This window comes from Sphingobacterium sp. 18053, assembly GCF_902706145.1.
GTDB classification, from domain to species: Bacteria; Bacteroidota; Bacteroidia; order Sphingobacteriales; family Sphingobacteriaceae; genus Sphingobacterium; species Sphingobacterium paramultivorum.
Genome location: NZ_CACSJW010000001.1, coordinates 126,090 through 147,142 on the forward strand (window position 1 = coordinate 126,090; position 21,053 = coordinate 147,142).

The window sequence follows — 21,053 nt, forward strand, 5'->3', positions numbered from 1 at the left end:
ATAACTATTTAAAAACAAATAATTAGAAGAGAGATGGCAACAAATACTTATGACGCAATTGTAATCGGTTCGGGGATAAGTGGTGGATGGGCTGCGAAAGAATTGACAGAGAAAGGGCTGAAAACAATTATGCTGGAGCGTGGTCGTAACATTGAACACATCAAGGATTATACTGCGCCAAATAAAAATCCATGGGAATGGCCTCATGCTGGCGGTCGTACGCAACAAATGATCGAAGATTATCCGGTTTTGCGTAGAGATTATCCTTTGAATGAGAAGAACCTGGATTTTTGGGTAAATGAAAAAGAGAGTCCATATACCGAAGTAAAACGTTTTGACTGGTACCGTGGGTATCATGTTGGTGGACGTTCTTTAATGTGGGGAAGACAATCTTATCGTTTGGGCGATTTGGATTTTGAAGCTAACTTAAAAGATGGTCATGGTGTAGATTGGCCGATTCGTTATAATGAAATTGCTCCTTGGTATAGTTATGCTGAAAAATTTGCGGGTATCTCTGGAAATAGAGACGGTGTACCGTCTTTGCCAGATGGAGATTACATGCCGGCAATGGCGATGAACATCGTTGAAAAAGACCTGGCTGAGCGTTTGAAAAAACAATACGGTGGTCAACGTCATTTCATCATGGGTAGAACAGCAAACATTACTGTTCCGCATCATGACCGTGTAAATTGTCAATATCAAAATCAATGTTGGTTGGGTTGTAATTTTGGTGCTTATTTCAGTACGCAATCGGCGACTCTTCCTGCAGCAAAAAAGACAAATAACTTAACATTACGTCCTTTTTCTATCGTAACAAAGATTATCTACGATAAAAACACGAAAAAGGCAAAAGGCGTTGAGATTGTTGATGCTGAAACAAACCAAACCTATGAGTTTTTCGCTAAAGTAATTTTTGTTTGTGCGTCTGCATTAAACTCGACTTGGGTATTGATGAACTCAGCTACAGATGTTTGGGAAGGTGGTTTAGGAAGTAGCAGCGGTGAATTGGGCCACAATTTGATGGATCACCATTTCCGTTGTGGTGCTGGTGGTAAGTTGGAAGGCTATTTAGATAGCTATGTATTTGGACGTAGACCGACAGGTTTGTATGTACCACGTTTTGTAAACGTAGAAGGTGATACCAAAAAACGCGACTATGTACGTGGATTTGGCTACCAAGGTGCTGCAGGTCGTGGACGCTGGTCTGGTGCAGTAGCAGAGATGGAAGTAGGTGGCGCTTGGAAAGATGCAATCTGTGAGCCAGGCGACTGGACGGTTGGCTTTACAGCCTTTGGAGAAACCTTGCCATATCACGAAAATAAAATTACACTTGACAAGTCCAAAAAAGATAAATGGGGTTTACCTGTATTATCATTTGACGCTGAGATCAAGGATAATGAATTGAAGATGCGTGGTGACATGCAAAATGAAATGAAGGAAATGTTGGAAAGCATTGGCGTAAAAGATACGTATACGTACGATAACGTATATGGTCTGGGCCAAGGTATCCACGAAATGGGAACTGCCCGTATGGGACGTGATCCGAAAACTTCGGTATTAAATGGTAACAACCAAGTTTGGGATGCATTGAATGTTTTCGTAACGGACGGTGCATGTATGACTTCTGCAGGTTGTGTCAACCCTTCATTGACGTATATGGCGCTTACTGCTCGTGCGGTTGATTTCGCAGTGAGCGAATTGAAAAAAGGTAACATCTAATAGCTAAAGATTGATAACAATGGAAAATAACTCAAATAAGACGAGTAGAAGAGGTTTTATAAAGAGCGCAGCAACTGCTGCTGCGGCTTTTATGATCGTCCCTCGCCATGTATTGGGCGGAAATGGCTTTACAGCTCCAAGTGACAAATTACAAGTAGCAGGTATTGGTGTAGGGGGTAAAGGTTTTAGTGACATCAATGCATTTCATGATTCAGGAAAAGCAGATCTAGCTTTCTTGTGTGATGTGGACGACCGTCGTGCAGCTGGTGCGTTGAAACGCTACCCGAAAGCAAAATATTACAAAGACTACCGTGAGATGTTGGATAAGGAGCACAAACGTATAGAAGCCGTTTCTGTATCAACTCCAGATCATCAACATGCGATTCAAGCGCTTGCAGCTATGCAATTGGGTAAACACGTGTACGTTCAAAAACCGTTGACTCACGATGTATGGGAAGCGAGAGCATTGACGCATGCAGCTAAGAAATATAGGGTTGTTACCCAAATGGGAAATCAAGGTGCATCGAATGATGGACCGCGTTTTGTACGTGAATGGTATGAAGCAGGTCTGATCGGTGATGTACATACGGTATATTGTTGGACAGATCGTCCGGTATGGCCTTCAGGTATTGCATGGCCTACAGGTAAAGCTGAAATTCCAAAAGAATTGGATTGGGACCTTTGGTTAGGTACAGCGCCGCATAAAGAGTATGTTGATAAATTGGTGCCTTTCAACTGGCGCGGCTGGTGGGATTATGGTACTGGTGCACTGGGTGATATGGGTTGCCACTTGTTGGAAGTTCCTTTCAGTACCTTAGGATTGACTTATGTACAAGATGTACAGGCAACTGTAGGATCGGTGTATGTGGATGAGTTCAAACGCGGATATTTCCCTGAAAGTTGCCCTCCATCGAGCCATGCGACATTAACTTTCCCTAAAACGCCACGTACAAATGGTCCTGTTACGTTACATTGGATGGATGGTGGTATTCAGCCTGCTCGTCCGGATGAATTAGGTCCAAACGAAATTTTTGGTGATGGTGGTAATGGTATTTTACTTGTTGGTACAAAAGGTAAAATCCTTGCTGATACCTACGGCCAGAATGCACGCTTGTTGCCAACTTCAAGAAAAGAGCAGGTGGCACAGAAATATGCCCGTGTTCAAGGACAAGAAGGCGGACATTATGCGCAATGGGTTGAAGCTTGTCAAGCTGGATACGGCAAGAAAGAAGTGAGTTCACCTTTTGAAATAGCAGGTCCGTTGACAGAAGCTTTATTAATGGCTAACCTAGCGATCAGAGGTGCTGATTTACGTATTGATGGTAAATATCCTGGACGTAACTTAAAATTGTTGTGGGATAACGATAACATGCGTGTCACCAATTTTGATAACGTCAATCAATATGTAAAACGTAATTACAGACAAGGTTGGGAAATGAAATATAATTTCTAAAATTAAGATATTTAGTAGTATGAATAGAAGAGAAGCATTACAACGAGTTGCCTTAATTTTAGGAGGTACCGTTATCGGCGCTAATTTATTTTTGGAAGGTTGTACACGCTCAGCAACAAAAGATGTACAAGCCTTGTTTGAAGCGAAGACAACCGATTTATTAGGTGACTTGGCTGAAGCAATTTTACCAGCTACCGCAACTCCGGGTGCGAAAGAAGCAGGGGTAGGAAGTTTTATTCCGGTCATGGTTCGCGATTGTTATACGGAGAAGCAACAAAAAGCATTTTTAACTGGTTTTGGGAGCTTAGATGATAAAGCAAAAGAGGTGAAAGGAAAACCATTCCTGGAGCTTTCTGCTGAAGACAGAACAGCTGTTGCCGCTGCTTTGGATAAAGAAGCAAACGAGTTTAATAAAAAGCAAGCTGAAGATCAAAAAGATATTCTGGAGAAAAATAAAGAAAAACAAAATCAATTGTACAATTATGTTGAGAACGATCCACCACACTGGTTCACGATGTTCAAACAGTTGACGTTGACTGGTTTCTTTAACTCAGAGCTGGGTTGTACAAAAGCATTGCGTTTTGTGAAGATCCCAGGAAGATTTGATGGCAACCTTCCTTACAAAAAAGGAGATAAGGCATTTGCATAACATTATGCTATATGTAAAATAGAAGGGAGGCTCAAAGCCTCCCTTTTTATTTTGTTTCTATAGCCAAAGCAAAGTGGATTCGTTGCTGTTTAGTAACAGTCATAAAGTAACCTTGATCTGTCGCATAGCCGTTAATTTCAACGGTATCATTATAGCGTAATTCACGCAGGTAATTCATCTCTAAAGATCTGATCTGATTGGTCAATACAAGCTCAATGGGCAATCTGTCCATACACCAGTCCAGGTATTTTACATTGTTGGCGTGATTGACAATATCCAGGTCAGAGAGCTTAACGCTATATTCATCAATATTTTTGACGGTCTGGGAAATATCCAATTTTGAAAATGGCTGTTGTGTTGCCGGGCGATCAGGGTAGGTGGTAAAATCTTCGGTGGAAATTGCGAGTGTTTCAGAGCTCCTTTTCACGGTATTGATGACAGCCCAATAACTGGTTGCAGTAACATAGATCTGTCCATTGACTGTAATTTCAAAATTCCGCGTTGAGCGTGCGCCCTCCAATTCTTGAACCCAAGTTTTTACCTTGACATGGTCCATCCATTTGGGTAACCGTACAATCTCTATGCGTATGCGGCTAAGTACCCAGGTTTGGTTATGTTTGGCCATTTCTTTAAAACCGAATCCGACAGCATTGGCATGTTCTCCGGCGGTAAGCTGCAGGATATTGGATAAATCGGAGAAACGAATGCGGCCGTTAGAATAGCATTGCGTGAAATAAATTTCCCACTCTTTTTCAAAAACAGATTTTTCCATTTACATATTATTTTGAGTAAAAATAGGCAATATGAATGATTTGGACTATAAATTCAAAATGAAATGACACTATATTTAGATATCTCGTTATAAATGCCTGTTGGGCTTGCTGGTGCCCCCCAAAGCGGAGCAGTGTGTACAAAGTACAATCGTTTTTTTATTGTAAAATAAATGATAGTTTTCAAGGATTTAATTGATTTTTATCATGGGAATCGGTAGATTTAAATAAGCCAATGGCAGAAAGAGATAAAATAAGATTGGCTTTAAAGCGTTATAAAAGTAGTATAGCGCAAAACAATAATTTACACATTAAATGCTAGTATTATGGTTGGAGAACTAATAGCTAAAGAGGAAATTCCTCAATTTAAATTTATCCCGGCGAGTGAAGATAAGACAGCGACTTTTATGGATAAATTGAAAGGGGCACTTCGGTTGGGAAATGAGTTTAAATCCAAAACTGAAATCGCCTTTGAGACTGATTCCGGACCAAAGCGTATCGAGACCACTGTATGGTCGTTAACCGATAGATATATTCAGATTAAAAGTGGCGTTTTAATACCACTGAAATCTATTATAGCAATTGACTATTAAATAGACAAACGAAAGGCTCCTCATTTAGTTAAGGAGCCTTTCGCTTTTAATGATGGATGCTGTTAAGAAGCGCATCAGTATTGTGTTCCTTTCTAAGAGGACCTCTTGTAAAAAGAAATTTCTAATACGTTTCGCCTGTTAATTCTTTTAGGCGTATCTCGGATACCTTCGCATCATATTGTGCTGTATAGCTACGTGTCATTACATTGATGTAGTTTAACTGCGCTGTTCTTACTTCTAAGGTTGTGATGGTACCGATACGGAATTTATCCATGGTGATGTTTAAATTTTCTTTTGCCAGCTCCTCATTTTTCCGTTCTACATTAGCCAGCTCCATATTGGTGATGTAGGTTTGGAATAGGGTTCTGACCTGAGCCTGGATATCTTGTTTTTGTTGCTGTATCTGTAGTTCTGAGCCTTTAATCTGAAATTTGGCTATCCGTTCGTTTCTATTTTGAAGAAATCCATTGAATATATTAAGGGAAGCCGATACGCCGTAGGTAAGACCTCTATTTTTGTTTTCTGTCGAGAAACCGAGGGAGGAGTGTGATTCGTTCCAGTTGTACCCACTATTTAAGCCAATTTTGGGATAACGTTCGGCCTTAACTGCTTTTAGGTTGAGTTCGGCCACCCGATTGTTGATGATGGCAAGCTGAATTTGCGGATTTTGTTGATCGGCAATTTCGATCAGATTACCAAGTTTAAGATCCGTATCAAGTTTCATTTCGTCTTCAATTTGAAAATCTAAGCTCAAGTCGCGCGTCATCAGCTGATTGAGGTAAGTCTTGGTATTTTTGAAGCTTTCCTGCTGTCTGAGCAGGTTTGTCTGATCTGTATTCAAATCGACTTTTGCATTCAGGAGATCAAGCTTGGAGCCTTTTCCGATCTCCAGGCGATTTTCGGCAAGCGTGACACGGTATCTCGATAAGGTGATGGTTGTATCTAGGGCATTTATCAGGCGCTTTTGTTGCACCAGATTGTAGTAGGTTGCCATGACTTCGCTGAGTTGGGTAATCACTTGATATTTAATCTCCGCTTCCCCTTGACGTTGTATTTCTTTGAAGCGGTCGCGACGGGCAAACATGCCCAATCCATCGAATATCGTCCAGTTTAGGTTGACTCCATAAGACATGTTATCATTTTTTGCATTGGAAATCTGCTGTATTTGACCATCTGCTCTGACCTGTCTTGAATTCTGGATGGAGTTGCTTCTGCTGAACGTTCCAGTTACTGCTGGAAGCATACCAGCGCTTCCTAGACTGGTATTCTCCATATCAATGTTATTGTCATTTTTAGCCAAAAGAATATTGAAGTTATTGCTCAACGTTGTTTTTAGCGCATCTTCCAAGGTCAGTATCTCTTGTGCACGAGCTTGAAACATGATGGAGTAAAGTAATACTAGTAGGATGAAATTTCTCTTCATGTCTTTATTATTCGTAGCTTTTAATGTTATCAAATTCAGGTCTATGCTTTTTTTGTCTTGACCACATGTAATAGATCGCCGGGATAATGAACAAGGTTAGAATAAGGGAGAATATTGTACCACCAACGATAACAACCCCCATACCAATTCTGCTCGTTGAAGCAGCGCCAAGTGACATGGCAATTGGTAATGCACCCAGGGCAATGGCCAGACTTGTCATTAAGATCGGTCTGAGTCGTGATTCGGCGGAGTGCATAATTGCCTCAAATTTTTCCATTCCTTCTTCGCGCATTTGGTTGGCAAACTCAACAATCAAGATACCATTTTTGGTCACGAGACCGATGAGCATAATCGTTCCAATTTGGCTGAATATATTCCAGGTTTGATCAAATAACCATAGACTTATCAGTGCACCGGCAACGGCCATGGGCACGGTAAGGATAATGATAAATGGGTCGAGGAAGCTTTCAAATTGAGCTGCTAAGATCAGGTAGATAAGCAACAAAGCAAGACCAAAGGCAAATAGTGTATTGGAGCTACTTTCAACGAAGTCACGTGATTCGCCGGAGAGGTCGGTGGTGAAGCTTTGATCGAGTACCTTTTCTTTAATGCGATCCATTGCTGCAATGCCGTCGCTCATACTCATGCCCGGCGCCAAACCGGCTGAAACTGTAGCCGACATGTAACGGTTATTGTGGTAGAGTTGGGGTGGACTGCTTTCTTCCTTAACGCTTACAACGTTGTCTAACTGGATAAGCTGTCCGAGGTTATTACGCACGTAAATTGACGCAAGGTCTGTTGGCGTGGCTCTACGGTCGTTTTCAACCTGGCCTATGACCTGATATTGTTTGCCATCACGCATAAAATAGGCGAAACGTTGACCGCTTAGCAATAATTGGAGGGACTGCGAAACATCAAGTACGGAAACGCCCAGACTGAGTGCTTTCAGACGATCAATTTCGACATGCAGTTCGGGTTTGTTGAACTTCAGGTTGATGTCCGTTGTGGAGAATGCCGGATCGCTGTTGACCTCATTCATAAATTCGGGTATCTTTTCCTGAAGTTTTTCAAAATTTTGTGCCTGGATAATGTACTGAACAGGTAATCCACCTCTGCGATTCATGGATATCGTTGGCGTTTGCGAAACATTGACACGGACACCATCGTATTTTTTTGTCCATTTGGTCAGTTCTTTTGCAATATCATCCTGAGACTTTTTACGTTCTTCAGGATCTACCAGTGTCATCCGTATACGTCCGGAGTTGACCGAACTCGCTCCGAAACCAGGAGAGGTAATGTTTAAACTGATTTTGTTTTCGGGAATGGAGTCATAGACTAATTTATCCAGATCTTGCATGTATCGGTCCATGTATTCATAAGTAGCACCCTCAGGGCCCGTCACGTTGACAGAGATGCTGCTTCTGTCATCATAAGGCGCCGTTTCTTTTTTAATGGAGGAGAAAAGGATGCCAATAATCACAAAACATAGGATCAGAATTGGAAAGCTTATCCATTTGAATTTCATGAATTTTTCCAGCGCATTGGCATAACCTTTATTCATTTTGACGAACATGGGTTCTGTCCAATCGTAAAATTTTGTCTTCTTGTGTCCACCGCCTTTGATCAGATAGGCGTTGAGCATCGGCGTGAGTGTGAGGGAAACAAATGCGGAAACCAATACGGCCGAGGCGATGACGACACCAAACTCCCGGAAAAGCCGTCCCACAAAGCCCTGAAGAAATATAACGGGTAAGAATACGGCTGCAAGTGTGATTGAAATGGAAATAACAGCGAAGAATATTTCCTTCGACCCTTTCAGGGCCGCCTCAATAGGCGACATTCCCTCTTCAACTTTCTTGAAGATATTTTCGGTAACAACGATACCGTCGTCGACGACAAGCCCCGTCGCGAGTACAATAGCGAGCAGCGTCAGTACATTGATGGAAAATCCGAAAATATACATAATAAAGAATGTCGCGATCAAGGATACGGGAATGTCTAATAGAGGACGTAGTGCGATACCCCAGTCGCGGAAGAAAAAATAGATAATCAGGGTGACCAGAATGATCGAAATAAGGAGTGTCTCGGCGACTTCCTCAACAGACTTTTTAATAAATGTTGTATTGTCAGAAGCGATGTTGAGTATAATATCTTGCGGCAGATCTTCTTTGATCTGATCGAGCATTTTATAGAAATTGTTGGCAATATCGAGGTAATTTGTTCCCGGCTGCGGAATAATGGCAATACCGACCAGCTGTTTACCGTTACTGACCATTTTTGTTTCGAGATTTTCAGCATCTATTTCTGCTCGGCCAATATCGATAAACTTGACGATACGGCTGCTATCGGCCTTTAAAATGATGTTATTGAATTGCTCGGGGGTAGACAGGTTGCCGACGGTTTTTACGGTGAGTTCGGTTGTGTTTCCGACAATTTTCCCCGAAGGTAACTCAACATTCTGGCTATTCAATGCCGTACGAATATCCGAAGCCGTGATACCATAGGCAGCCATACGGTCGGGGTTGAGCCATAGACGCATGGCGTAACGTTTTTGACCATAGATCTGTGTGCTGCTGACACCGGGGATGGTTTGCAACCTTTCGGAAATCACATTTTCGGCGTAGTCGCTTAGCGAAAGTTTATCGCGCGTCTCACTTTGCAATGTCAATGTAATAATAGGATCGGAGTCCGCATCGGCTTTGGATACCACCGGTGGGGCATCAATATCCTGTGGCAGGCTTCGCACGGCTTGGGATACTTTATCCCGGACATCATTTGCGGCTTCCTCAAGGTTCTTTTTTAAATCAAACTCAATGGTGATATTACTGGATCCCTGATTGCTCGAAGAAGAGATGTTGCGGATACCATCGATCGAGTTTATGGCCTTTTCTAGCGGCTCGGTAATCTGAGATTCAATGATATCTGGATTGGCACCGGCATAGTTTGTTCTGACGGAAACAATCGCTGGGTCAATAGAGGGGTATTCGCGTACGCCAAGAAAACTAAAACCAATATAGCCAAACAATATGATGGTAATATTGACGACAATAGTTAAAACAGGGCGTTTAATAAAAACTGCAGATAAATTCATGTACAACTAGTTAGCTAATGATACCTTAACTTTTGCTCCATCTTTTAACGACAGAACGCCCGTGGTTAAAACGGTGTCACCGGCACTGATGCCAGATAGAATGACGATGTCTTTGTCGGTACGCGCACCTGTTTCAACCTTCACTTCCTTGGCAAGGCCATGCTGTAATACAAAGACCTTTTTTCCGTCCTGTACGGGAACAATGGCTTCTGTTGGAATGGATATCGCATCGTTTTCCACTTCGATCGGCACAATCACATTGACAAAGGATCCGACTTTCAATTTGCCCTGATCGTTCGTTGCTCTGGCGCGGACGGTGAGTGTTCTGGTGTTAAGTGATACTTGTGGTTCAACGGCGTAAATGTTTGCTTTTATGACGGTTGGGTCGTTGGCTACGCTGAACTCAATGGGCATGTTTATTTTAATAATATTGCTGTATTTTTCGGGAACTGCAAAAGTAATTTTGACAAGATTGTCCTTCACTAAGTTCGTAATCAGGGTACTGGATGAGACAATGGCACCTACGGAAATATTCCGAAGTCCAATCATGCCACTAAAAGGGGCGCGGATGGTTGTTTTGGATATTTGTGCCTGAATCAACTGGATCTGTGCTAAGGAGGTTTTTAAGGCTGCACTGGCTATATCAAACTCTTCCTGACTGATTGCTCCTTTTTGCAGCAATAGTTTGGCCCGACGTTCATTTTCGGCATTCAGCTGGTTTGTTGTTTGTGCTTGTCTTAATTGTGCCTGAAGTTCAATATCATCAATCTTGATCAAGGGTTCGCCCTGTTTGATGCGCTGCCCTTCGGAGAAATAGATTTTGGTGATTCGACCACTTACTTCACTTCTGATTTCAACCTGCTCTTCTGCGTCAATGCTTCCCGAGAGATTAATGGATCTATCGGCGACGGAAGATTTGGCAATGATAGCCTGTGCGGGGACTGGCATATCTTTTTTCCCATTGGGCTTATCAGCTTCTTTTTTGTCTTTTTTAGCAGTTATCAGAAAGTATCCACCTCCAAACACAGCACAAGCCAAAAGGAGGTAAATGATCGATTTTTTATTCATACGGATATAGTCTCTTATGTACTTTTTACATTTAACGGGTAAATATAGGTTTATTATTATGCCAATATCAGTTGTCAAAAGGATTTTACAATACGACCAAAACCTTGCAAATGAACATCGAAATGGACGTAGTGGGAACGATTTGAAATAAAAAAAGCCAGAAATAAGTTTCTAGCTTTATTGATTACTATTTTTTTGATTTTGCTTTTTGTTCCACTTCTTTTGAAGCCCCATTTTTTAATTTTGGCTTGATGGTAGCTTTCGATACATGTGGTCTTCTTTTTCCAAAAGAACCATTTGATATTTTTCCTCTTCTGGTCTTGATATCACCTTTTCCCATAGTGTAAAATATTTTGGTTTTAACAAATTATATTGATTACCTAAATATAACACTTTCTTTTCGGATGTTCAACCTGTTCATTTTTAAATAATTGGAAAAATACGTTTTTGAATAGCTACGTTGAAGTTTTGGTTAATCGTGTCGAAAAATAAATTATTGACAGGCCTGTTTTCAGCGACTAAATAGGGGATTTCCAATATTTTGTTCTTTAACTTGATACGGTAGTAGCCGTATAATAACCCTTTGGTCGTTTGAATTGATTCGATTTTCTGAACGGCTTCTATGTCCTTAAAAATGTTAAAAGCATAATTTTCTCCTTTTAGCTGTTCAATAAAAACCTCATTGGTTTTGGCATTATACCATATTTGTTGGCTTTTGAGCTTACTAAAGTGGTTGTTGAACAGAAAGAGATAGCCCAACAAGAAAAAGGCAATCGGAAGCAGGAACAGGACAATTTTTATCTTCATGAACAGCAACACGGTGATCAAAATGAGGATAATCCCCATAACGGCATTGGAAACACTCTTCTTTAGATTTGCCTGGATGACTGGAGATGAAGCTTCAATCAACTGAAAACCTGATTTTAAATTTCTGGACATATCCTCGGTAAACCCAAATAGATTGAATTTTTTGCGTATCATCAGATAAGCAATAAGAACAATAAGCCCAATGATCAAAAACCGCATATTTTTCTTCTAGTATTGTTCGTCTTCGTTCGGATATTGTACCGCTTTTACTTCGGTCACATAATTTGCTACTGCTGTTGTGATTTGTTCGTGCAAATTAGCGAAATGACGCATAAATTTTGGTTTGAAGTCGGCATTCATTCCAAGCATGTCGTTAATCACAAGGACTTGTCCATCGCAATCCGGCCCAGCCCCAATACCAACTGTTGGAATCGCTAGTTTTTCGGTTACTGTTTTAGCTAATTTTGCCGGTATCTTTTCCAGAACAATTGCAAAACAGCCCGCCTCCTGCAAAGCGAGTGCATCTTCTATTAATTTAGCGGCTTCTTGCTCTTCTTTTGCCCGCACACCAAAATTTCCAAATTTATTGATGGATTGGGGAGTCAAGCCCAGGTGTCCACATACAGGGATTCCTCCGGCAATGATTTTTTTGATGTTTTCGATGATTTCAAGTCCTCCCTCGAGTTTTAATGCGTGCGCACCTGATTCTTTCATCATGCGTACAGCTGCATTGTAAGCTTCATTGGCAGAGCCCTGATAAGATCCAAATGGCAAATCTGCTAATACCATGGCACGCTCGGTACCCCGAGCAACGGCAGCGGCATGGTAGATCATATTATCTAGGGTGATAGGCAAGGTAGTTTCGTAGCCAGCAAATACGTTGGCAGCGGAATCTCCAATCAAAATAACGTCAACACCAGCTTGATCTACCATTTTGGCCATGGAGTAATCATAGCTTGTAAGCATAGAAATCTTTTCCTGACGTTCTTTCATGGCTTGCAGCATTGCTGTGCTTACTCGTTTCATTTCTTTGTTTACAGACATCTTAACTTATATTGTGTGTTCAAAAGTAAGCTTTTTATCATACATTGACCAATATTCTGCCTTGTGTTTTGTATTTTTGCAAAATGATACAAAATGAGAATCGTCTATTTAAATTTCCCAAATTTTCAGAATTAATCATCCATGAGGATGAAAATTTGATTGTTATCAATAAACCGCCGTTTATCGCTTCTTTAGATGAACGTGAGGGTGGGGAGGTCAATATTCTTCGTTTGGCGAAGAAATATCATCCTGATGCACAGGTGTGCCACCGCCTGGATAAAGAGACCTCGGGTATTTTATTAATTGCAAAAAATCCAGAAACATACCGTACAATCTCCATTGCATTTGAAAAAAGAAAGGTGAATAAGATTTATCATGCAATCATAGGAGGTACACATACTTTTCAGGATTTGCTTGTCGATTTGCCCATCTTGAACCAAGGTAATAAAAATGTATCTATTGATCGTGCAAACGGCAAACCAGCAGAGACCATCTTCAATTCGATCAAATACTACAAGAACTATACCTTAGTGGAATGTAAACCCATTACAGGACGTATGCACCAAATCCGTATTCACCTAGCGACACAACATGCCGCTATTGTGGGGGATGACATGTATCGCGGTAAACCTGTGTATTTGTCCCAAATTAAGAAAAGAGGATATACATTGTCCAAAGATGAAGAGGAACAGCCTATTATGAAGCGTTTTGCACTACATTCAAAACATGTTGAGTTTGAATTGAACGGAGTTAAGATGGCTTTTGAGGCACCTTATCCAAAGGATTTCGCGACGTTGTTGAAACTATTGGATAAGTTTGATTCTTAATAGCGGGATTACCTATGAGTCCGAAGACAAAAAAGATAATCGGAAACGTTGTATTTGTACTGCTCATCGGTTTGTTGATTTGGCCAACAAGTAGAAGTTATTTCCAGCAATTTTTAATGAAAATAGGCTTTTTCAAGCCGAAGTTGGAGGTTCCGTCGACTTCTAAAGAGTTCGTTGTGACGACTCCGCCCGATGTATTCGCGCATGTGTCGTTTGTTAACCAGCTTGGGGACACCGTAAAAGTAGCGGATTTGAAGGGCAAAGTGGTTTTTATTAATTTTTGGGCAACGTGGTGTGCACCTTGTCGCGCAGAAATGCCTTCGATCAATGTGTTATATGATCGTTATAAAGATAATCCCAATATGGTGTTTTTGATTGTGGAGATTGAGGGCGACAAAGCAAAGGCCGAGACCTTCGTGAAAGGACAGCAGCTGACTTTGCCAATCAGTTTTCCAAACAGCGATATTCCAAAAGAATGGCTCTCGGGATCTATTCCTTCAACGGTGATATTGGACAAAGCAGGAAAGGTGGCCACACGGCATGAAGGTATGGCGGATTATTCGAGCCCTGATGTAGGTAAATTTATTCAAGATTTAATCAATAAATAATTTTTAAGATCTCTAAATATAGCATGACAAGAGCAGAACTTATTCATCAAATAAAAGCGAAACGCTCATTTTTATGTGTCGGATTAGACACAGACCTCACCAAAATCCCGGAGCATCTTTTAGATGATGAGGATCCCATCTATAGCTTCAATAAGGCTATCATAGATGCAACAGCTGATTTATGCGTTGCCTATAAGCCCAATATTGCGTTTTATGAATGTTATGGAATCAAAGGCTGGCAATCGCTTCAAAAAACCTGGGCTGCATTACCAAAGGATTGTTTCAGTATTGCTGACGCAAAAAGGGGGGATATTGGCAATACGTCGGGACGTTACGCAATGGCATTTTTTGATGAAAAGACGTCTGGTCTTGGATTTGACAGTATTACAATCGCACCTTACATGGGGAAGGACTCGGTGACACCATTTTTGGATTTTAACGATAAATGGGCAATCGTACTTGCTTTGACATCGAATGAGGGTAGCTTGGACTTTCAAAATTTTGAAAACAAAGAAGGGCTGCAATTGTTCGAACAGGTGATCGATAAAGTCAATACCTGGGGTACACCTGACAATTTGATGTATGTTGTCGGAGCAACACGCGGAGAGCGGTTTATCAAAATTAGGGAACATGCACCAGATCATTTTTTATTGGTGCCGGGAGTGGGGGCGCAAGGAGGTTCGCTTGAAGATGTTTGTAAATTTGGTATGAACAAAGATTGTGGACTTTTAGTAAACAGCACAAGGGGAATTATCTATGCTTCAAAAGGACGTGATTTCGCTGAAAGAGCGCGGGAGAAAGCCCTAATTCTACAGAAAGAAATGGAAGTAGAACTGTTAAAAGCAGGCATTATTTCCTGATTTGACATTTAATAATTCATTCGTAATACTTACCTTTGCAGCATGCCAGAAAAAATTATAATTCTAGACTTCGGGTCTCAATACACACAGTTGATCGCTAGACGTGTCAGAGAACTAAATGTGTATTGTGAGATACACCCGTTCAATAAATTGCCGGATTTTGATGACTCCGTAAAAGGTGTTATCCTTTCAGGAAGTCCTTATTCTGTTAGACAAGAAGATGCACCGCAAATTGATTTTGTCGCTATTCAGGATCGTTTCCCACTCTTAGGAGTTTGTTACGGAGCACAATACATTGCTCAGAAATCAGGTGGTGAAGTATTACCTTCTGAAATCCGTGAATATGGTCGTGCAAATCTGCAGTTTGTCAATAGTGAGAATGAATTATTGGCAGGAGTACCAACTCAATCGCAGGTATGGATGTCACATGGAGACACCATCAAAGAAGTTCCTGCAAATTTTGACATTATAGCAAGTACGGATAAAGTTCGTGTTGCTGCTTATCAAGTAAAAGGTACCCGCACCTATGGTATACAATTCCACCCGGAAGTAACACATAGTACTGATGGGGCTATCTTATTGAAAAACTTCGTTGTAAACATTTGTGGTTGTGCACAGGATTGGACACCAGACGCATTTGTTGAAACAACAGTATCCTCTTTGAAAGCGCAATTGGGTGACGATCACGTTATCATGGCTTTGTCAGGAGGAGTAGATTCAACAGTAGCAGCAGTATTGTTGCACCAGGCAATCGGAAAAAAATTACATTGTATTTTCGTAGACCATGGTCTGCTTCGTAAAGATGAATACGAGCAGGTGTTGGATTCTTACAAAAATATGGGGTTAAATATTAAAGGAATAAATGCCAAGGATTTATTTTATGGTAGATTAGCTGGGGTTTCTGAACCAGAAGAGAAACGCAAAATCATTGGTAATTCATTTATTGATGTTTTTGATGAAGCTGCAAAAGAAATCCAAAAGGAATTACCTGAAGGAATTGAAGCGAAATGGTTGGGACAAGGAACAATTTACCCAGATATTATCGAGTCGGTTTCAGTGAAAGGACCTTCAGCAACAATCAAATCACACCATAACGTTGGTGGTTTACCTGATTTCATGAAATTGAAAGTCGTAGAACCACTTAAAACGTTGTTTAAAGATGAAGTAAGAAGAGTAGGAAAAGCTTTAGAAGTGGATCAGGCAATTTTAGGCAGACATCCCTTCCCTGGACCAGGTTTGGCAATTCGTATTTTAGGTGATATTACACCTGAGCGTGTACGTATTGTACAAGAGGCTGATGCGATCTTTATCAATAATCTGAAGGAAGCTGGCTGGTACGATAAAGTATGGCAAGCTGGTACAATTTTCTTGCCAGTGCGTTCTGTAGGCGTAATGGGTGACGAGCGTACTTACGAGCATGTTGTTAGCTTACGTGCAGTTGGTTCTCTTGATGGAATGACTGCGGATTGGATACATTTACCATATGACCTGTTGGCAAAAATTTCAAATGAAATTATCAACCATGTGAAAGGAATAAACAGAGTTGTATATGATATCAGTTCAAAACCGCCCGCTACAATTGAGTGGGAATAAAATATGGGTTGCGGCACTTGTAGCATTATGTCTTGCAAGCTGCACAACCAAAAAAAGCACAGTATTGCGTTCGCCTTCCTCTGGTCAAGGCGAACAGCAAACTGCTGTGACTAAACCAGCAGTTGACAAAGATAAGACCATTGCCAAAGTGGGGGATATCCAGGATGTCAACGGCCATGCTGTGAAAAATAATCGCATCGCCTTGCTATTACCATTCGAGTTAAGTGGTATTGCCGGGACGATTACAAAAGAAGATGTGGAGCGATCTTCCTTGGCACTTGATTTTTATCAGGGATTTCAGTTGGGCCTTGACAAAATTGCCAAAGAGGGGGCTTTATTTGATCTACAAGTAATTGATTCTCGAGACAATGTTGCTTATAATGCGACCTTAGGGACTTCGGCGAATGTCAAAGATGCCGTACTTGTGGTTGGTCCGGTATATCCTCGTGAGATAAAAAGCTTTGGGCAAACATTTGCAAACAAGAATGTGTTACAAGTTTCTCCGTTGGCGGCGACTATGGCTTCTGAATTTAGCCTACCCAATTTGGTTTCCATCACACCTTCTATTCGTACACACGCAGAAACATTAGCAAAATATGTTGCTGACCAGTACTATACAGGTGATCAGATCGTCGTATATGATGCCGGTGACGATGAAAGTAAGCAGTTTCTAGTCAGTTTTGTTAGCGAAGTTTCAAAGGCTAATGCACAGGCAAAAGTAAAAACGGTTTATAATCTTGCCGAACTGGATAACAGTCTTGTATTGACCGGTTCAAATCATATTGTAAGTGGTACCGCCAATAAGAATCTTGTGAAAGCCCTATTGGATAATATGGACGAACGCTTTTTGAATCCTGGTAATCAATTTAAGTTATACGGACATCCAAATATGGCTAAGCTTTCGTTTGAGAATTTCGAAAATATGGATTTTTATGGACTTACTATTACCTCTTCCAACTTAGTGAATGAGAGTGATAGTGATACCCGAAAATTTATTGGAAATTATAAATCGGCTTATAAAGTGGATCCATCCGAGTTTTCTTATAAAGGTTATGATGCGGCATTGTATTTCGGTCGATTGATCCACAAATACGGCGTGGATTATGTTAGCCGAATGACGCAAGATAAGTTTTCGGGATTGAATAGCGATTACAAATTTGAGTTTTATCCAAAATGGGGCTATGCTAATAGAGCTTTGGGTATAATGGTTTATCACAACAAAAAATTTGAAAGAAAATAATCTTTGAATGGCTGAATTCAGTGAAAGACGTGTTCATCAACAAATACGTAATTTTGAGCGGGCAATGGATGGTTTTGAAGCTGACCAACCATTTTCGCGTTATTTAACTACTTTTTTTAAGTTGAATAAGCAAATGGGATCTTCGGACCGGAAATCTACCTCCCGTTTATGTTATAATTATTTTCGTCTGGGAATGGCGGCTTCGCAGTTGTCACAACAGCGTAGATTGGTGCTTGCGGAATTTCTATGTGAACAGGAAAGTCCTTTGGTGGCCCTTTTTGAGCCTTCCTATAGCGATAAACTCCATCTGCCGCTGAAAGACAAAATCGCATTTCTAACGTCTGAAGGTGTTTTTAAACTGAATGATCTCTTTCCATTTGCGGATTATATTTCTGAAGAGGTTGACTTGGTGCAATTTTTAGAGAGCCAGTTGATCCAGCCCAACTTATATATTCGGGCGAAACGCGGGAAGACAAAGATCGTGTGCGCTATTTTGGATAACAATCAGATTCCTTATTCCGTGATTGGCGATCAGACTATCGCCTTGAATAATGGAACATCCTTGCAGCGATTTGATGTCTTGGATGGGATTATAGAAGTGCAGGATCTGTCTTCGCAGCGCACTTTGGATTATATGGAGCCCGCTGAAAGAGAATCATGGTGGGATGCATGTGCTGCTTCGGGTGGCAAATCGCTCTTATTGATGGATGCTTGTCCAACTGTTAATCTTTTAGTATCCGATGTTCGCATGAGTATTCTCCGAAATCTCGATGAACGTTTTGACCGTGCCGGAATAAAGCATTACCGAAAAAAAATACTCGATCTTACCAAGGATAGCTTCGCAATTCTTGGGAGCGAACGATTTGACGGGGTGTTATTGGATGCGCCTTGTACTGGATCAGGAACATGGGGGCGTACACCAGAAATGGTTAGACAGTTTCGGGCCGCTAAGATTGCCGAATTCAATGCACTACAAAAGAATATTGCAAGTAATGTGGTGGGGCATGTTAAAGCGGGCAAGCCTTTGATTTATATAACCTGCTCTATTTTTAAAGCAGAAAACGAAGATGTTGTCAATTACATTGTAGATAATTTTGGTTTTGAAATAGAACGTATGGACTATTTGAAAGGTTATGAAGAGAAAGCGGATAGTATGTTTGTGGCGCGATTGATTAAAAAGTAATTTATATATATAATACAAGCAAAAAGGCTATTTTTTCCAATGAAAAAATAGCCTTTTTTTATACATATGGACCGTTTAATATCAGTCACATTTACTTGGAACAACGAGTACAGGGCAGGTAGATTTACGAATGACTGATTCGGATACAGAGCCGGAAATAAAGTGGTCAAAGCCCGTCCGTCCATTGGTCCCCATAATAATAAGATCTGCAGACCACTCATGGGACGCAGCCAGAATTTCTTCTTTAATGGATCCGATTCGATTAAAAAGATATACTTCGCCTGCACCTGTAAATTCGCGGCTTATTTTCTCAAGATATTTTTGTGCATTATCCTGTTCCATTTCCGATACTTCTGGAACGATGATGGGTTGCTGACCTAATAGCGGGTCCGCACCAAAGCTGGCCGGAGAAGTAGGGGGAACAACAGTGACAAGCGCTATGGAGGCTCCAAATACCGCGGCCATTTCTTTGGCATATAGTATAGCCTTTTCTGAGCATGGTTCGTCGTCAACAGCGACGAGTATCCTTTTGAATTTTGAATTTGTATTCTCCATTTCTACTATAATTAATTTATCTTCGTCATATAATATATAATCACATTTTTGACGATTTTGTTTTGTTTAGCACATGAAATATGGTATTTGTACACTAGCTCTCGTTCCGTTACGTTTAGAACAGGCACACCGTAGTGAGATGGTTTCTCAGGTATTGTTTGGTGAACATTTTGAGATCCTTGATGAACAGGCCGATTGGACATCAATACGTCTGTTGGAAACGGACTATTTAGGCTGGATTCAAAACGGGCAGTTTCAGGAACTAAACGACTTGGATATGCAACATTATCTGACCGGAACACCAATTATCGTTGGAAGGGAAGGGGGAATTCTGTTTACTGATACCGCACAATTTCAGCTCTGTCATGGAACCAAGCTTTACCTAGATGCAGAGAATACTGTCAATTTATCTCCATTGAGATTAACTTATCAAGGTAGTATCAATCCGTTTACTAGAAATCAATTTGAGACTGAGGTGTCGCGATTGGCTTTGAGTTATAAGGACACCCCTTATTTATGGGGCGGGCGTTCGCAATGGGGGATTGATTGTTCCGGTTTCTCCCAATTGATTTATAGTTGTTTTGATCTTTCCTTGCCTCGTGATGCTTATCAGCAAGCTGAAAAAGGGGAGACTGTAGATTTTATTTCAGAAATAAAAGTAGGCGATTTGGCCTTTTTTGACAATGCCGAAGGAAGGATTACCCATGTAGGGATTATGCTGGATCGCGATACGATTATCCATGCCTCAGCGAAAGTCGGTGTTGATCGGATGGATTCAGAGGGTATTTTTAATGCAGAACTCGGTCGTTATACACACAAACTCCGGATTGTTAAGCGTTATGTATGATGTATGGTTATTAGGGATATAAAAAAGGCTATAAGTAAATTATAGCCTTTTCTATTGATAAACTCCTTATCGACTAGAAGTGAAATTGTACACCTAAAGTTGGCGCTAGTGAGTTTACATTCAAACCAAATGTATTTACTGCAACGTCATGAGTTTTATCTTTATTATAGTTGTAGTATAAACCTCTAACTTTTAATTCGATGCCGATTTTGCTTGTTGGGAAGTAAGCTAAACCTGGAGCCAATTCAACACCATATGATTCGAATTTATTCTTTGACTCTACGTTACTTACTTCAGTGGTTGTTGTACCCCATGCCATCGGAACTGACAATTGAGCAAAGAATCTTACTGGGCCGTTTGCAGTGTATTTTCTGGCAAAAGGAGAAACTTGAAAAGCATCGTTTTTAACGCTATTATTTTTGTCTGATTCAGTTTTGCCCCAATTGTAACCGATTCCAGTACCAATTGCCAAGTTGTCACTTACAAAGTAACCAACTGTTGGGTTGATAGAGAATGAATTGTTTTTATAGTCTGTATCTTTCACTTTAGAAGTTTCGAATCCTATTTGACCACCAACCATAATTTTTCCTTGTTCAGTTTGAGCTTTTGCTGCTATTGTTAAACCTGCAATGGCAGTTAATGTTAGTAAAACTTTTTTCATGTCTTTTTATTTAATAGTTTGTTTTAATGTGCCAGTAATTACTTCCTGACTTTTTAAATTTG

The 21,053-nt window shown here is 40.7% G+C and carries 20 protein-coding genes; 11 read left to right on the top strand and 9 right to left on the bottom strand.

Annotated elements, in window-relative coordinates; genetic code table 11:
* The first annotated feature begins 33 nt into the window (after window positions 1–33).
* The 3 genes from GVK91_RS00625 to GVK91_RS00635 are packed head-to-tail and all read left to right on the top strand — an operon-like array spanning window position 34 to window position 3,821.
* Complete coding sequence (locus tag GVK91_RS00625; protein ID WP_153844724.1) at window positions 34–1,719, top strand: GMC oxidoreductase; 1,686 nt, start codon at window positions 34–36, stop codon at window positions 1,717–1,719.
* Window positions 1,720–1,738: 19 nt separating this feature from the next.
* Window positions 1,739–3,172: a Gfo/Idh/MocA family protein gene (locus GVK91_RS00630; protein WP_159726395.1), complete on the top strand. Its 1,434-nt coding sequence runs from the start codon at window positions 1,739–1,741 to the stop codon at window positions 3,170–3,172.
* A 19-nt stretch (window positions 3,173–3,191) separates the two neighbouring features.
* Window positions 3,192–3,821 carry a gluconate 2-dehydrogenase subunit 3 family protein gene (locus GVK91_RS00635; RefSeq protein WP_075992886.1) on the top strand — a complete coding sequence of 210 codons (630 nt, stop codon included), beginning with the start codon at window positions 3,192–3,194 and terminating at the stop codon, window positions 3,819–3,821.
* 46 nt (window positions 3,822–3,867) lie between these two features.
* Here the strand turns inward: GVK91_RS00635 and GVK91_RS00640 are convergent, their stop codons facing one another.
* Entirely contained in the window at window positions 3,868–4,593 is a 726-nt protein-coding gene (locus GVK91_RS00640; protein ID WP_159726397.1) for an acyl-[acyl-carrier-protein] thioesterase, read from the bottom strand.
* A 324-nt stretch (window positions 4,594–4,917) separates the two neighbouring features.
* Between GVK91_RS00640 and GVK91_RS00645 the strand changes: the two genes are divergently transcribed.
* A complete protein-coding gene (locus tag GVK91_RS00645) occupies window positions 4,918–5,184 on the top strand; it encodes a hypothetical protein (protein WP_172462508.1) in 267 nt (88 codons plus the stop codon).
* Window positions 5,185–5,305: 121 nt separating this feature from the next.
* Here GVK91_RS00645 and GVK91_RS00650 read toward each other — a convergent pair whose 3' ends face one another.
* The 6 genes from GVK91_RS00650 to panB form a co-directional block, all read right to left on the bottom strand.
* Complete coding sequence (locus GVK91_RS00650) at window positions 5,306–6,607, bottom strand: TolC family protein (protein ID WP_159726399.1); 1,302 nt, start codon at window positions 6,605–6,607, stop codon at window positions 5,306–5,308.
* Between the two features lie 7 nt (window positions 6,608–6,614).
* Window positions 6,615–9,698, bottom strand: a complete 3,084-nt coding sequence (locus GVK91_RS00655; RefSeq protein WP_120334078.1) for an efflux RND transporter permease subunit — start codon at window positions 9,696–9,698, stop codon at window positions 6,615–6,617.
* A 6-nt stretch (window positions 9,699–9,704) separates the two neighbouring features.
* Entirely contained in the window at window positions 9,705–10,766 is a 1,062-nt protein-coding gene (locus GVK91_RS00660; protein ID WP_153844720.1) for an efflux RND transporter periplasmic adaptor subunit, read from the bottom strand.
* 187 nt (window positions 10,767–10,953) lie between these two features.
* Entirely contained in the window at window positions 10,954–11,106 is a 153-nt protein-coding gene (locus GVK91_RS00665) for a 30S ribosomal protein THX (RefSeq protein ID WP_159726401.1), read from the bottom strand.
* A gap of 83 nt (window positions 11,107–11,189) precedes the next feature.
* Window positions 11,190–11,792 (bottom strand): hypothetical protein, encoded by a 603-nt coding sequence (locus GVK91_RS00670; protein WP_145326891.1) that lies wholly within the window; start codon window positions 11,790–11,792, stop codon window positions 11,190–11,192.
* 9 nt (window positions 11,793–11,801) lie between these two features.
* Window positions 11,802–12,617 (bottom strand): 3-methyl-2-oxobutanoate hydroxymethyltransferase, encoded by an 816-nt coding sequence (panB, locus tag GVK91_RS00675; RefSeq protein ID WP_159726403.1) that lies wholly within the window; start codon window positions 12,615–12,617, stop codon window positions 11,802–11,804.
* A gap of 83 nt (window positions 12,618–12,700) precedes the next feature.
* Between panB and GVK91_RS00680 the strand changes: the two genes are divergently transcribed.
* Genes GVK91_RS00680 through GVK91_RS00705 form a run of 6 tightly spaced genes read left to right on the top strand, consistent with a single transcriptional unit; the run spans window position 12,701 to window position 18,928 of the window.
* Entirely contained in the window at window positions 12,701–13,444 is a 744-nt protein-coding gene (locus GVK91_RS00680) for an RluA family pseudouridine synthase (RefSeq protein ID WP_159726405.1), read from the top strand.
* Between the two features lie 14 nt (window positions 13,445–13,458).
* Complete coding sequence (locus GVK91_RS00685; RefSeq protein WP_159726407.1) at window positions 13,459–14,052, top strand: TlpA disulfide reductase family protein; 594 nt, start codon at window positions 13,459–13,461, stop codon at window positions 14,050–14,052.
* 23 nt (window positions 14,053–14,075) lie between these two features.
* Entirely contained in the window at window positions 14,076–14,912 is an 837-nt protein-coding gene (pyrF, locus tag GVK91_RS00690; RefSeq protein WP_159726409.1) for an orotidine-5'-phosphate decarboxylase, read from the top strand.
* A 42-nt stretch (window positions 14,913–14,954) separates the two neighbouring features.
* A complete protein-coding gene (gene guaA / locus GVK91_RS00695) occupies window positions 14,955–16,505 on the top strand; it encodes a glutamine-hydrolyzing GMP synthase (RefSeq protein WP_159726411.1) in 1,551 nt (516 codons plus the stop codon).
* Window positions 16,462–17,745 carry an ABC transporter substrate-binding protein gene (locus GVK91_RS00700; protein WP_159726413.1) on the top strand — a complete coding sequence of 428 codons (1,284 nt, stop codon included), beginning with the start codon at window positions 16,462–16,464 and terminating at the stop codon, window positions 17,743–17,745. The genes guaA and GVK91_RS00700 overlap by 44 nt, the downstream gene beginning before the upstream one ends.
* Window positions 17,746–17,752: 7 nt before the next feature.
* The gene (locus GVK91_RS00705) at window positions 17,753–18,928 is read left to right on the top strand and encodes an RsmB/NOP family class I SAM-dependent RNA methyltransferase (protein ID WP_159726415.1); all 1,176 of its coding nucleotides are present in this window, start codon (window positions 17,753–17,755) and stop codon (window positions 18,926–18,928) included.
* A gap of 81 nt (window positions 18,929–19,009) precedes the next feature.
* On the opposite strand, the gene GVK91_RS00710 is transcribed toward GVK91_RS00705, so the two are convergent.
* Window positions 19,010–19,483, bottom strand: a complete 474-nt coding sequence (locus GVK91_RS00710; RefSeq protein ID WP_120334088.1) for a universal stress protein — start codon at window positions 19,481–19,483, stop codon at window positions 19,010–19,012.
* Between the two features lie 73 nt (window positions 19,484–19,556).
* Between GVK91_RS00710 and GVK91_RS00715 the strand changes: the two genes are divergently transcribed.
* Window positions 19,557–20,330 carry a C40 family peptidase gene (locus GVK91_RS00715; protein ID WP_159726417.1) on the top strand — a complete coding sequence of 258 codons (774 nt, stop codon included), beginning with the start codon at window positions 19,557–19,559 and terminating at the stop codon, window positions 20,328–20,330.
* Between the two features lie 73 nt (window positions 20,331–20,403).
* Here GVK91_RS00715 and GVK91_RS00720 read toward each other — a convergent pair whose 3' ends face one another.
* Window positions 20,404–20,991, bottom strand: a complete 588-nt coding sequence (locus GVK91_RS00720; RefSeq protein WP_153844710.1) for an outer membrane beta-barrel protein — start codon at window positions 20,989–20,991, stop codon at window positions 20,404–20,406.
* Between the last annotated feature and the right edge of the window lie 62 nt (window positions 20,992–21,053).